Source organism: Saccharopolyspora flava, assembly GCF_900116135.1.
In the GTDB taxonomy this organism is placed as follows: domain Bacteria; phylum Actinomycetota; class Actinomycetes; order Mycobacteriales; family Pseudonocardiaceae; genus Saccharopolyspora; species Saccharopolyspora flava.
Map to the genome: position 1 here is coordinate 84163 of NZ_FOZX01000004.1, position 13647 is coordinate 97809.

The following is a 13647-nucleotide window of genomic DNA, read 5'->3' on the forward strand; positions in this document are numbered from 1 at the left end:
AAACGGGCATGTACGGGGCGGAGCGCCAGCAACTGCTGGCGCAGCGGGCACGGCAGGACGGGCGCATCGACGTCACCGCCGCCGCAGCCGAGTTCGAGGTCGCACCCGAGACGATCCGCCGCGACCTCGCCGCGCTGGAACGGCAGGGACTGCTCCGGCGCGTCTACGGCGGAGCGATCGCCGTGGAACGCCTCGACTTCGAGCCCGGCGTCCCGCTGCGCGACCAGACCAACGCCGAGGCCAAGGAGCGCATCGCCAAGGCCGCCCTCGACTCCGTCCCGGACCGGGGCACCGTGCTGCTCGACGGCGGCACCACCACCGCCAAGCTCGCCGCGCTGCTGCCCGCCGACCGGGAGCTGACCGTGGTCACCAACTCGCTGCCCGCCGCCAACCACCTGGCCGCCCGGCACAGCATCAGCGTCCACCTGCTCGGCGGCCGGGTGCGCGGCACCACCCTGGCCACTGTGGACTCCTGGGCGCTGGACGTGCTGCGGCAGCTGACCGTCGACGTCGGATTCTTCGGCACCAACGGCTTCTCCACCGCGCGCGGCTGCACCACGCCGGATCCCGCCGAGTCGGCGGTGAAGTCGGCGATGATCGCCGCCTGCCGCCGCCGCGTGCTGCTGGCCGACCACAGCAAGTACGGCGACGACCAGTTCAGCCGCTTCGCCGAGCTGTCCGAGATCGACCGGGTCATCACCGACGACGGCCTCGACCGCGCCGCGGTCGACGAGCTCCAGCGGATCGAAGCGGAGGTGGTGCTGGCGTGATCGTCACCGTGACGCCCAACCCCAGCCTCGACCGCACCGTCCAGGTCGACCGGGTGGTGCCCGGCGAGGTGCACCGCGCCAAGCAGGTGCAGCTGGATCCGGGCGGCAAGGGCGTCAACGTCGCCCGAGCCCTGGCCGCCGCCGGCGTGCCCACGCTGGCCGTGCTGCCCTCCGGCGGTGCCGAAGGCGCGCGGCTGGCCGAACTGCTGGCGCCCGAGGCGGTTCCGGTCGTGGAGGTCCCGGTGCACGCCGCGACCCGCAGCAACATCGCCGTCGTGGAGGCCGACGGCACCACCAGCAAGTTCAACGAGCCCGGCCCGCGCCTCACCGAGGCCGAGATCGCCGCCCTGGAGACCGCGGTGATCGAACTGGCCGGACGCGCCGAGTGGCTCGTGACCTGCGGCAGCCTGCCCGACGGTTGCCCGCCGGACCTGCACGCCCGGATCGTCGGCGCGGCCCGCGCCGCGGGCACCCGGGTCGCCGTGGACGCCTCCGGCAGGCCGCTGGCGCTGGCCTGCCGGGCGGCACCCGACCTGATCAAACCGAACCTCGCCGAACTCGCCGACCTGGCGGGCGGCCCGCTGCGCGACCTCGGCGACGTCCTCGACGTCGCCCACCGGCTGCGGGCCGACGGGGTGGGGACCGTGCTGGTCAGCCTCGGCGAGCTGGGCGCCGTGCTGGTGAGCGCGGCCGGCGACCTGCACGCGACGAGCACCGCCACCGAGGTGCGCAGCACCGTCGGCGCCGGGGACGCGATGCTCGCCGGGTTCCTGCGCGAGAGCGCGGCCGGGGAGGCCGCCCTGCGCAGCGCCGTCGCCTACGGCACGGCCGCCGTCGGGCTCGCGGGAAGCCGCATGCCCGGATTAAACGACGTCCACCCGCAGCACGTGCGAGTGGACGCAGTGGACGCAACAGTGAGCCTCAGCGGAGTGGCTGCATGACAACGGAACTGATCACCCCGGACCTCGTCGAGCTGGAGCTGTCCGGCACCGACCGGCGAGCCGTGGTCCGCGAACTGGCCCAGCGGCTGGTCGACGCCGGTCGGGTCACCGACCTCGAGACCTTCCTGGCCGACATCGACGCCCGCGAGGCCCAGATGCCCACCGGGCTGGAGGGCGGCATCGGCATCCCGCACTGCCGCTCCGCCGCGGTGACCGCGCCGTCGCTGGCCTTCGGCCGCAGCGGCGCGGGCGTGGATTTCGGGGCAGAGGACGGACCCGCCACGCTGATCTTCCTGATCGCCGCCCCGGAGGGCGGCGGGGAGCAGCACATGACCGTGCTGGCCGCGCTCGCGCGACGCCTGGTGCGCGCCGAGTTCAAGAAGACGCTGGCCGAGGCCACCGACCCGGCCGAGCTGGCCGCCTACATCAGCGGGGAGGTCGCGCCGTGAAGTACGTGGCCATCACCGCCTGCCCGACCGGGATCGCGCACACCTACATGGCCGCCGAGGCCCTGGAGCAGGCCGCCGCCGACGCCGGTGCCGAGCTCAAGGTCGAGACCCAGGGATCGGCCGGGTCCACGCCGTTGTCGGCCGAGGACATCCGCGAGGCCGACGCGGTGATCTTCGCCGTCGACGTCGGGGTGCGGGACCGGGAGCGCTTCGCGGGCAAGCCGCTCGTCGAGGTCCCGGTCAAGCACGCCATCAACGACGCCCCCGCGCTGCTGACCCGGGCGGCCGAGGCCGCCGCCGAGGCCCCCGAGCCGGGTGCCGCGGCACCCGCCGAACCCGCGCTGTCCAGCAAGGTCGCCGCTGGATCCGGGTTCGGCGGCCGGTTGCGGCAGTGGCTGATGACCGGCGTGAGCTACATGATCCCGTTCGTGGCCGCGGGAGGACTGCTGATCGCGCTGAGCTTCGCGCTCGGCGGCTACCAGATCACTGACGCGCCGCCGGTCACCGACCACTTCGACGCGACCAGCCTGGTCTCCTGGGCGGCGCTGGCCAACCAGATCGGCTCGGCCGCCTTCGAGTTCCTGGTGCCGGTGCTGGCCGGGTTCATCGCCTTCGCGATCGCCGATCGTCCCGCCATCGCCCCGGGTTTCGTCGGCGGGGCCATCGCCGTCACCGTCGGCGCCGGGTTCCTCGGCGGACTGGTCGCCGGTCTGCTCGCCGGTGCGGTCATCGCCGGGCTCAAGACCGTCAAGGTCCCGCGCGGCATCGCCGGGATCATGCCGGTGGTGGTGCTGCCGCTGCTGGGCACGCTCGTGGTCGGCATCCTGATGTTCGTGGTCGTCGGCAAGCCGATCGCGCTGGCCATGACCGCGCTCACCGACTGGCTGACCGGGCTGTCCGGGGCCAACGCCGCCCTGCTCGGCGCGCTGCTGGGCGCGATGATCGCCTTCGACATGGGCGGGCCGATCAACAAGGTCGCCTACACCTTCGCCGTCGGCGGCCTGAGCATCGGCACCACCACCTCGCTGGAGATCATGGCGGCCGTGATGGCGGCCGGCATGGTGCCGCCGCTGGCGCTCGCGCTGGCCTCCGCGGTGCGCGGCAGCCTGTTCACCCCGGCCGAGCGGGCCAACGGGCGCACCGCGTGGCTGCTGGGAGCGTCGTTCATCACCGAGGGCGCTATCCCGTTCGCCGCCGCCGACCCGCTGCGGATCATCCCGTCCACCGTGATCGGGGCGGCCACCACGGGTGCGCTGTCGATGAGCTTCGGCGCCACGCTGCGCGCCCCGCACGGCGGCATCTTCGTGACCCCGCTGGTGGGCCACCCGCTGCCGTACCTGGCCGCGATCGTGGTCGGCGTCGTCGTCTCCGCCGCCGCGGTGCTGGTCGCCAAGCGGATCGGCCGCCCGGCCGGTGAGCCCGCCGCCGGACCGGTCGCCGACACCGCCGAGCCCGTCGCCGCCTGAACCCGTCACAATCCCGGTACCCCAACGACTTCCGAGAGGAACCCGCATGCACCGCCGCGTCCGCATCGCCGCCTCCGTCGGCCTGCACGCACGCCCCGCCGCCCTGTTCGCCCAGGCCGCGGCCGCCCGCACCGAGCCGGTCACGATCGCCAAGGTCGTCGACGGCGTGGCGGGCGAACCGGTCGACGCGGCCAGCGTCCTCGGCGTGATGGGCCTCGGCGCCCACCACGGCGAGGAAGTCGAGCTGACCTGCGCCGACGAGGCCTCGCTGGACGAGCTCGCCGCGCTGCTGGAGCAGGACCTCGACGCTGCCCCGGCCTGATCTGAGGCGAATCCACGGCTTCCCGCCGGCACGACGACGTCGGGCGGCGGGAAGCCGGTCGGCAGCGCTCGACGGCAACGGAACCGGAGCGGAGGAGCACCAGTGCGACCACGAGCCCACCACCTTCCCGACCTGCCGCGCCGCCGATTCCTCATCAGCACCGGAGCGCTGCTCGGCCTGAGCGCGCTCGGCGGCCTGACTACGCCCGGCCGGGCCCGCGCGGACGAGACGCCGCACTGGCGTCCGGCCGTGCGCTTCTCGCCCGAGCGCGACTGGCTCAACGACCCCAACGGGCTCGTCTTCTTCGACGGCGAGTACCACCTGTTCGGCCAGCACAACCCCTACGGCGACCAGTGGGGAAACATGTCCTGGCTGCACGCGGTGAGCACCGATCTCGTGCGCTGGGAACAACTTCCGGTCGCGCTCGAACCCGACGAGCTCGGTGCGATCTACTCCGGCAGCGCCGTCGTCGACCACCACGACACCAGCGGGTTCTTCGGCGGGAAGCCCGGTCTGGTGGCGATCTACACGAGCGCGGGCGAGACCCAGCAGCAGTGCATCGCCCACAGCGCCGACCGCGGTCGCACCTGGACCAAGCACGCCGGCAACCCGGTGATCCCGAACCCCGGGGTCGAGGACTTCCGCGACCCCAAGGTGTTCTGGCATGCCCCGACCGGCCGCTGGGTGCTGCTGGTCGCCGCGGGCGACCGCATCGGGATCTACGGCTCGGCGAACCTGCGGGAGTGGGAACAGCTCAGCGAGTTCGGTGCCGAGCACGGGTCGCACGGCGGCGTGTGGGAGTGCCCCGACCTGTTCGAGCTGCCCGTGGACGGTGATCCCGGCCGGACCCGGTGGGTGCTGATCGTGAGCATCAACCCGGGCGGGCCCGCGGGCGGTTCCGCCACTCAGTACTTCACCGGCGACTTCGACGGCACCGCCTTCACCTCCGACGGTCCGGCCGATGAGGTCCGCTGGGTCGACCGGGGCGCGGACTTCTACGCCCCGCAGTCGTTCTCCGACGTGTCCGACGGCCGACGGCTGTGGCTGGGGTGGACCAGCAACTGGGACTACGCCGAGGCGATCCCCACCTCGCCGTGGCGGGGGATGATGAGCACACCGCGCGAGCTGGGACTCGTCCCCGCCGGTGATGGCGTGGCGCTCGTGCAGCGGCCGGTCGCGGAGCTGTCGGCGGTGCGCGCCAACCGGCGGGCGTGGCGCGGCTCGCTCGCCGACGGCACCGGTGCGGAGTTCCGGGGCAGCGCGGTCGACGTGGTCGCCACCTTCCGGATCGGCACGGCCTCGGTCGTCGGGGTGGACGTGTTCGCCGGGCCCGGTGGGCGCACCCGGGTCGGCTACGACGCGGCCGCCGGGGAGCTGTTCGTCGATCGGACCGACGCCGGTGGCACCCGCGTCAGCGAAAAGTTCCCGGCCTGCCACACCACACCCCTGATCGTCGACGAGGGCGTGCTCGACCTGCGCGTGGTCGCCGACCGCAGCTGCGTCGAGGTGTTCGCCGCAGACGGGCGCGCGGTCATGACGGACCTGGTGTTCCCGGACCCCGGCAGCGACCGGATCGCGCCGTTCGCCGCCGGCGGGCGAGCCGAGGTCGAGGTGGAGGTCTTCGATCTCACCCCGTGAGCACGCCGGGCCGGACCGCGCGATCGGCGGGCGACCCCGCCGGGATTAGGCTTGGACCATGGCCACCGTCTCCTTGCAGCAGGACCCCGCCGTGCTCGCCGCGCGCCTGACCCGGGCCGCGAAGACCGCTGCCGCCTCCGACCTGGACGCGCTGCTGATCACGCCCGGCTCCGACCTCCGCTATCTGCTGGGCGCCGGAGGTGAGTCGCACGAGCGGCTGACCTGCCTGGTGCTGCCCGCCGACGGCCGACCCGCCCTCGTGGTGCCCAAGCTGGAGGCGCCCGGCTACGCCGACGTGCCGCTCGATGACCTCGGCATCGACGTCGTGACCTGGGTCGACGGCCAGGACTCGCACGGGATCGTGGCCGACCTGCTGGGCTCGCCGTCGCGGATCGCCCTGGCCGACGCGATGCCCGCCCTGCACACCCTCCCGCTGCGCGGCAAGCTCCCCGGCGCCGAGCAGGTGCTGGCCTCGCCGGTGCTGCGCGAGCTGCGGATGCGCAAGGACGCCACCGAGCTGCAGGCGCTGCGCGACGCCGGCGCCGCGATCGACCGGGTGCACGCCCGGATGGCCGAGTTCCTCAAGCCCGGCCGCACCGAAGCCGAGGTCGGCGCCGACATCGGCGAGGCCATCATCGCCGAGGGCCACACCGAGGCCGCGTTCATCATCGTCGGCTCCGGCTCCAACGGCGCCAGCCCGCACCACTCGGTGTCCGACCGGGTCATCGAGCGCGGCGACGTGGTGGTCATCGACATCGGCGGCCCGATCGCCAGCGGCTACAACTCCGACTGCACCCGCACCTACGCCGTCGGCGAGCCCGCCGGGGCCGACGTGCGCGAGACCTACGCGGTCCTGCAGGCCGCGCAGCGCGCCGCCGTCGACGCGGTGCGGCCCGGTGCCACTGCCGAGTCCATCGACGCCGCCGCCCGCGAGCCCATCGCCGCGGCCGGGTTCGGCGAGAACTTCGTGCACCGCACCGGGCACGGCATCGGCCTGGACGTGCACGAGGAGCCCTACATCGTCGGCGGCAACGACCTGGTCCTGGAAGCCGGCATGGCCTTCAGCGTCGAGCCCGGCATCTACCAGCAGGGCAAGTGGGGCGCGCGGATCGAGGACATCGTGATCGTCACCGAGGACGGCGTGGAGAGCGTGAACAACCAGCCGCACGAGCTGGTGGTGCTGCCGGCGTGAGCGAACGGAGCACCGGCCCGGGTGCCCTGGAGGCCACCGACCGGGCGATCCTGCGCGAGCTCGCGCGCGACGGCAGGTGCAGCTTCACCGAGCTGGCCGAGCGCGTCGGGCTCAGCGTGTCGGCCGTGCACCAGCGGGTCCGGCGGCTGGAGCAGCGGGGCGCGCTGCAGGGCTACACGGCCAAGGTGGACGGTGAGCAGATCGGTCTGCCGCTGACCGCGTTCATCTCGTTGACCCCGATCGACCCGGCCGCCCCGGACGACTACCCGCAGCGGCTGCAGCACCTGCCGGAGATCGAGTCCTGCTACTCGGTGGCCGGTGACGAGTCCTACATCCTCCAGGTGCGGGTGGCCTCGCCGCTGGGCCTGGAGGAGCTGCTGCGCCAGATCCGCGAGGCGGCGAAGGTCTCGACCCGCACCACCGTGGTGCTGTCCACGCCGTTCGAGAACCGGCCGCCCGCAATCTGATTCGCGGGTTGCCGGCTCGCGCGGCCGCGGGCGTCAGCCGTGGGCGTCGGTCAGCGGGACGGCCGTGAGGTTGCCGCGCTCGTCGGGCAGACAGGCCGCGCCGGGCTCGGTGGTGGCCAGGAACTCGCCGAGGCAGCGGGCCAGCTGCGCGTGCCCGGCGGCGTTGGCGTGGAAGGACTCCTGCATCGCGTGCGGGGCGCGCTGCTCGTCCTTGAGCGCCTCCCAGTCCACGGTGAGCCGGGTGAACCACTCGCCGCGGGCCGTTCGCGGATCGCCCGTGCAGGCCTCGTGCCCGTGGCCGGCCCGCGAGAGGTCCAGGAACCGCGCCCCGGCCTGGCGCGCCACGTCGTGCAGCCCGTCGGAGAGCTGCGGCACGCCGACGTCGCGGATCCACGCCAGGTCGCTCGGCTGGAACGGGCACCCGGACAGGCCCTGCAGCTCCGGCCGCACCTCCGGGCCCACCGGGGAGGCGTAGGACTGCACGATCAGCTGGTAGCTGCTGGGCGTGTAGCCGGCGCTGTCCATCGCCTCGCGGATGTCGCGGACCGCGGCGAGCGCCTTCGGCTCCATCCGCTCCACCCGCTGCGGCCACTGGCCCTCCAGCTGCGCCGCGCAGCCCTGCGGAGCGCGGCGGGCCCAGGCCTCGACGCACTGGTTGACCACCTCGGTGAATCCCGGGTCGTCGTTGGCGCCGATCTGCACCACCACGTCGGTGATCCGGAACCGCTGCGCCAGCTCGGCCAGCTGCCGCGACTGGGACTTCTCGGCCCCGACGAACTCCTGGTCGTCGAGCAGCGAGTCGGTGCGCGCGCCGGAGCAGGCCAGGTTGATCCGGGTGACCTCCGGCGGCAGGCGCAGCTGGTGGACCGGGGCGGCGGGGGAGCGGTGGCACCAGTTGTCGTGCTCGCCGTTGGTGCCCGCCTCGTAGTTGCCGCCGCCTTCACCGGACAGCGTGGAGTCACCGACCGTCACCACGGCGGCCGGCAGCTGCTTGGGCTGCAACGGCAGACTCGGCAGGTACTGGTCGCTGATCAGCACCGCGAGGGCCAGCAGGCTTCCCACGAGCAGGAGGATGAGCGATTTCGACTTGTGCGCCCGCATCACCGTGAGTCTACGAAGCCACCTCCGGCCGCCCACCGGCACCTGCGATCGCGGCGGGTCGCGGGGGCCTCCTGAGGGCCGTCGCCCGCGGTGTGAGGTTCGCCGGAAATGTCGCGGGGCGGTTTGGGAGAATTTCGGACCCCTCGTTCGTTGAACGGGTGCAACGCTGTGTCGACTGGAGGTCCTGGGTGCCGATCCTCGTGCTGCTCCTCATCGCCGGGGTCGCCGAACTCGCCGTGCTGATCGCGATGGGTCAGGCGATCGGGCTGCTGCCCACGCTCGGCCTGCTCGTGCTGGGCGCGGTCCTGGGCAGCTGGCTGCTGCGCCGCGAGGGACGCCGCACCCTCGCCGAGGTCCGCGAGGCTGCGCGGCTGCGCCGGTCCGCCGACAAGGAGATCTCCGACGGGATGCTCATCGCGGCCGGTGGGCTGCTGATCGTGCTGCCCGGGTTCCTCAGCGACGTCGCCGGGCTCCTGCTGCTCCTGCCGCCGACCAGGGCGGTGGTGCGCAAGCGCATGATGCGCGCCGCCGAGAAGCGGGCCCAGCAGATGCAGGACCAGGTGTGGCTGCACCAGCAGCGGTTCCGCCGCGCCGGTGGTGGACAGGGCGATTTCATCGACGGCGAGGTCGTCGACGAGACCGACGACACCCCGCCGCGCGACACACCGATCATCCTGCCGCCGCGGTCGGTGCAGGCCGAGCGCCTCGACGAGCCGCCGCAGCGCTGATCCCCCCGGCGCGGCGGGGTTTCTCCGGGGCGGGTCGCCGGGGTGCGTGCTGAGCTTGGTGTTCTCCGTTGTCCCGGCAGGTTCAAGGCCGGGCGCTTCGTGCGGGTAAGCTCGTCAGAACGATCGTTGCCGGTGCGGATCGGGGGCTGAGTTCGATCACGGGATCGGCGCCTTGAGCCGCCTGGCGTGAGCGGACTGCGCAGTTGAACCCCGGAACGCGGAAAGCACGAAGGACATGCCCGAGACCACGTTGTTGCTCGGCGGCCGAATCCACTCGCCCGCCGACGCCGCCGCCACCGCGATGGCCGTCACCGACGGCGTCATCTCGTGGCTCGGCGCCGACGAGGTCGGCCGTGCGCTGCACCCCGACGCCGAGGTCGTCGACCTGGAAGGCGCGTTCGTCGCTCCCGCGTTCGTCGACTCCCACGTTCACGCCACGTCCACCGGCCTGCTGCTGCGCGGCCTGGACCTGACGGGCTGCGCCTCGCTGACCGAGTTCCTGCACGCGCTGCGCGACCACGTGGCCGAGTACCCGGGTGCCCTGGTGTGGGGGCACGGCTGGGACGAGACCTGGTGGCCCGAGCGGAGACCTCCGACGCGCGAGGAGATGGACACCGCTTCCGGCGGTGCCCCGGTGTACCTCTCGCGCATCGACGTGCACTCCGCGCTGGTGTCGACCGCGCTGGTCGACCTGGACCCGCTGGCCCGCGACGCCGAGGGCTGGAGCGAGGACGGGCCGCTGACCCGCGCCGCGCACCACCACGTCCGCCGCGCCGCCCGCGATGCGCTGGGCTCGGGCCAGCGCAAGGAGGCACAGCTGGCGTTCCTGCAGCAGGCCGCCGCCCGCGGTGTCGCCTGCGTGCACGAGTGCGCCGGGCCGGACATCTCCGGTGCCGAGGACCTGGTGGAGCTGCTGGCCCTGTCGCAGCAGGGCGGCGTGCCCGAGGTCGTCGGCTACTGGGGCGAGCTGGGCGCGGTCGAGCGCGCCCGCGAGCTCGGCGCCCGGGGACTGGCCGGTGACCTGTTCGTCGACGGCGCCGTCGGTTCCCGCACGGCCGCGCTGCGCGAGCCCTACACCGACGAGCCGGGCACGGCCGGGGTGCTCTACCTCGACGCCGACGCGGTCGCCGAACACCTGGTGGCCTGCACGCGGGCCGGGATCCAGGCCGGGTTCCACGTGATCGGCGACGCCGGGGTCGCCGAGGTGTGCGCGGGTTTCCGCAAGGCCGCCGAGGTCGTCGGCGCGCCCGCGCTGGCGAGCGTGCGGCACCGCTTGGAGCACCTGGAGATGATCGACGAGGAGCAGGCCGCCGAGCTCGGCTCCTACGGCGTGGTCGCCTCCGTGCAGCCCGGTTTCGACGCCGCCTGGGGCGGTGACGGCGACATGTACGCCCGCAGGCTGGGCCTGCCGCGCGGCACCCGGTTGAACCCGTTCTCGAAGCTGGCCGCCCACGGCGTGCTGCTGGCGCTCGGATCGGACGCGCCGGTCACCCCGGTGGACCCGTGGCGGTCGGTGCAGGCCGCGGTCAACCACCGCACCGACGGGTTCGGGATCTCGCCGCGCGCCGCGTTCACCGCGCACACCCGGGGCGGCTGGCGCGCCGCCGGGATCGACGACGGCGTGACCGGCACGCTGGTGCCCGGGGCTCCCGCGACCTACGCGGTGTGGGACGCCGGTGAGCTCGTGGTGGCCGCCACCGATTCGCGGGTGCAGCGCTGGTCGACCGATCCGCGCTCCGGCGTGCCGCCGCTGCCCGACCTCTCGCCGCAGGCGCCGATGCCGCGCTGCTTGCGCACGGTGCTGCGCGGCCGGACGATCTTCCAGCACGACCCCGAAGACGACGAACTCGTCTGAACCCCGGGTCGTCGATGGAGTTCCCCGATCTCCCGGTCCGCCCGGTCTTGGGTGAGGTCACCTCGGCGCTGACCGAGCACGGCACCGCCGTGCTCGTCGCCCCGCCGGGCACCGGCAAGACCACGCTGGTGCCGCTGGCGCTGGCCGAGGCCGGGCTGCGGGTCGTGGTCGCCGAACCGCGCAGGCTGGCCACCCGCGCCGCGGCCGGGCGCATGGCCGAGCTGCTGGGGGAGCGGGTCGGTCAGCGCGTGGGCTACTCGGTGCGCGGCGAGCGCGAGCGCGGGCCGGACACGGCCGTCGAGGTGGTGACCTCGGGTCTGCTGGTGCGCCGGTTGCAGTCCGACCCGGAGCTGTCCGGGGTGGACGTGGTGGTGCTCGACGAGTGCCACGAACGCCACCTGGACGCCGACCTGCTGCTGGCGCTGCTGCTGGACGCCCGCGAGGGGCTGCGCCCGGACCTGAAGGTGCTGGCGACCTCGGCGACGGTGGCCGCCGAGCGCGTGGCCGACTTGCTCGACGGTGCGCCGGTGCTGCACGCGCACGCCCGCACGCACCCGGTGCGGGTCGAGCACGTGGCGCCGCAGCGCGGGGAGCGCACCGAGTCGGTGGTGTCGCGGGCGACCCGCGCAGCGCTGTCCGAGCAGGACGGCGACGTGCTGGTCTTCCTGCCCGGTGCCGGTGAGATCCGCCGGGTGGCCGGGCAACTCGCCGATCTGTCCGATGTGGACGTGCTGCCGCTGCACGGCAGGCTGGCCCACTCCCAGCAGGACACCGCGCTGCGCGAGGGGCCGCGACGGCGGGTCGTGCTGGCCACCGCCGTCGCCGAGTCGAGCCTGACCGTGCCCGGAGTGCGGGCCGTGGTCGACTCGGGGCTGTCCCGGGTCTCGCGGACCGACGTCCGGCGCGGGCTGTCCGGGCTGGCGACCGTGCGCGTGTCGGCCGCGGTCGCCGAGCAGCGCGCCGGCCGCGCGGGCAGGCAGGGGCCGGGCGTGGTGTACCGCTGCTGGCCCGAGCACGAGCACTCCACCCTCCCGGCCTACCCCGAGCCGGAGATCCGCACCGCCGAACTCACCCGGCTGGCGCTGGAACTGGCCTGCTGGGGCACTCCGGACGGCGCGGCGCTGTCGTGGTGGGACGTGCCGCCGAGCGGGGCCCTGGCCGCCGGGCGCGAGGTGCTGCGGGGGCTCGGCGCCCTCGACGAGTCCGGGGCCGTGACCGAGCGGGGCAGGCGGATGGCCGGTGTCGGCCTGCACCCGCGACTGGCGCGCGCCCTGCTCGACGGTGCCGACAGCGCCGGGCGCCAGGCGGCGGCTGAGGTGGTGGCGCTGCTCGACAACGACAACCTGACCGACGAGGTCGACGTGATCGGCGCGCTGTCGCGGCTGCGCTCCGGCGGGCCCGGTGCGAAGCGGTGGCGGGAGGAGGTCCGCAGGCTCGCCGCGCAGGTGCCCGACGCGCCGGGCGGTGACGGCGACGAGGCGCTGGTGGTGGCGCTGGCGCAGCCGGAGCGGCTGGCGCGGCGCCGGGACGAGGACTCCGCGACCTACCTGATGGCCTCCGGGACCGCGGTGGAGCTGCGCGCGTCCTCGGCGCTGCGCGGTTCGGAGTGGCTGGCGGTGGCCGTCGCCGACCGCGCGCCCGGGCGGTCGGCCGGGGTCATCCGGCTCGCCGCCCCGGCCGACGAGGAGCTGGCGCGCCGCGCCGCTCCCGCGCTGCTGAGCGAGGAGGACGAGATCTCCTGGGCCGACGGCGACGTGCGCGCCGTGCGGGTGCGGCGGCTCGGCGCGATCCCGCTGACGACCCGGCCGCTGCGCGATCCCGATCCGGAGCGGGTCCGCCGGGCCCTGCTGGAGGGCCTGCGCGCCGAGGCGCTGGAACCGCTGCGGTGGAGCGAGGACGCGCGGCGGTTGCGGCAGCGGCTGGCGTTCCTGCACCGGGCGATCGGCGACCCGTGGCCCGCCGTGGACGACGGGTCGCTGCTGGAGGCCGCGGACCGCTGGCTGGAGCCGGAGCTGTCCCAGGCGCGACGCCGCGCGGACCTGAACCTGCCTGCGGGGGAGGCGCTGCGGCGGCTCGTCCCGTGGTCGGAGGTGGGCAGGCTGGACGAGCTGGCGCCCGACCGCATCGCCGTGCCCTCCGGCTCGCGGATCCGGGTCGACTACAGCGCCGAGCAACCGGCGCTGCCGGTCAAGCTGCAGGAGGTCTTCGGCTGGCGGCGGGCACCGCGCATCGCCGACGGGCGGGTGCCGGTGGTGCTGCACCTGCTCTCGCCCGCCGGACGGCCGGCCGCGGTGACCGGCGACCTCGAATCCTTCTGGAGCAACGGGTATCCGCAGGTGCGGGCCGAGCTGCGCGGCCGTTACCCGAAGCACCCGTGGCCCGAGGACCCCACCGACGCGACGCCGACGCGGGGGACCAACCGGCGGCGCTGACCGGCCGCGCCGGTGGGGTTCTCGAGCCGGGCCGTGCCCGCTCCGCGTTGTGCGCTGTGTGGAGTTGTCAAGCAGCAATCGAACTGGTGTGCCCATTGTGCCCCGGCGGAGCCCGCGAAGTCGACCGAAAAACCGCTGCACGATCGGATGGTCCTCACGTCACTCTCCGAATCCGGCTGCAAGACAACACCATTGAGCGACCACTGTGGATGTATCCACAGGTCGCACCGGCTGTTCCGGCCGCGTTGACTGAGGGCCGGACCATCACCCGAAAATCCGAACCCGC

At 74.2% G+C, this 13647-nt stretch carries 12 protein-coding genes; 11 read left to right on the forward strand and 1 reads right to left on the reverse strand.

Annotation, left to right across the window (positions count from 1 at the left end; genetic code table 11):
- Positions 1-8 precede the first annotated feature (8 nt).
- From BM424_RS13740 to BM424_RS13775, 8 genes are all read left to right on the forward strand, one after another.
- Positions 9-770: a DeoR/GlpR family DNA-binding transcription regulator gene (locus BM424_RS13740; protein ID WP_093417288.1), complete on the forward strand. Its 762-nt coding sequence runs from the start codon at positions 9-11 to the stop codon at positions 768-770.
- A complete protein-coding gene (pfkB, locus tag BM424_RS13745; protein ID WP_093417290.1) occupies positions 767-1711 on the forward strand; it encodes a 1-phosphofructokinase in 945 nt (314 codons plus the stop codon). The genes BM424_RS13740 and pfkB overlap by 4 nt, the downstream gene beginning before the upstream one ends.
- Positions 1708-2160 (forward strand): PTS sugar transporter subunit IIA, encoded by a 453-nt coding sequence (locus BM424_RS13750; protein WP_093417293.1) that lies wholly within the window; start codon positions 1708-1710, stop codon positions 2158-2160. Before pfkB ends, BM424_RS13750 begins: the two co-directional genes overlap by 4 nt.
- On the forward strand, positions 2157-3626 hold the full coding sequence (locus BM424_RS13755; RefSeq protein WP_093417295.1) for a PTS fructose transporter subunit IIC: 1470 nt from the start codon (positions 2157-2159) through the stop codon (positions 3624-3626). The genes BM424_RS13750 and BM424_RS13755 overlap by 4 nt, the downstream gene beginning before the upstream one ends.
- Positions 3627-3672: 46 nt before the next feature.
- Positions 3673-3948, forward strand: a complete 276-nt coding sequence (locus BM424_RS13760) for an HPr family phosphocarrier protein (protein ID WP_093417298.1) — start codon at positions 3673-3675, stop codon at positions 3946-3948.
- A 102-nt stretch (positions 3949-4050) separates the two neighbouring features.
- Entirely contained in the window at positions 4051-5586 is a 1536-nt protein-coding gene (locus tag BM424_RS13765) for a glycoside hydrolase family 32 protein (protein ID WP_093417300.1), read from the forward strand.
- Positions 5587-5644: 58 nt separating this feature from the next.
- On the forward strand, positions 5645-6778 hold the full coding sequence (locus BM424_RS13770; protein ID WP_093417303.1) for a M24 family metallopeptidase: 1134 nt from the start codon (positions 5645-5647) through the stop codon (positions 6776-6778).
- Positions 6775-7245, forward strand: a complete 471-nt coding sequence (locus BM424_RS13775) for an Lrp/AsnC family transcriptional regulator (protein ID WP_175548086.1) — start codon at positions 6775-6777, stop codon at positions 7243-7245. Before BM424_RS13770 ends, BM424_RS13775 begins: the two co-directional genes overlap by 4 nt.
- A gap of 33 nt (positions 7246-7278) precedes the next feature.
- On the opposite strand, the gene BM424_RS13780 is transcribed toward BM424_RS13775, so the two are convergent.
- Positions 7279-8346, reverse strand: coding sequence for a GDSL-type esterase/lipase family protein (locus tag BM424_RS13780; RefSeq protein ID WP_093417305.1), 1068 nt, complete (start codon positions 8344-8346; stop codon positions 7279-7281).
- A gap of 188 nt (positions 8347-8534) precedes the next feature.
- On the opposite strand from BM424_RS13780, the gene BM424_RS13785 reads away from it, so the two are divergent.
- The 3 genes from BM424_RS13785 to hrpB all read left to right on the forward strand — a co-directional run bounded on the left by BM424_RS13785 (position 8535) and on the right by hrpB (position 13361).
- Complete coding sequence (locus BM424_RS13785; RefSeq protein ID WP_093417308.1) at positions 8535-9074, forward strand: FxsA family protein; 540 nt, start codon at positions 8535-8537, stop codon at positions 9072-9074.
- Positions 9075-9309: 235 nt separating this feature from the next.
- Positions 9310-10929: an amidohydrolase gene (locus BM424_RS13790; protein WP_093417310.1), complete on the forward strand. Its 1620-nt coding sequence runs from the start codon at positions 9310-9312 to the stop codon at positions 10927-10929.
- A 14-nt stretch (positions 10930-10943) separates the two neighbouring features.
- A complete protein-coding gene (hrpB, locus tag BM424_RS13795; RefSeq protein ID WP_093417313.1) occupies positions 10944-13361 on the forward strand; it encodes an ATP-dependent helicase HrpB in 2418 nt (805 codons plus the stop codon).
- The last annotated feature ends 286 nt before the right edge of the window (positions 13362-13647 follow it).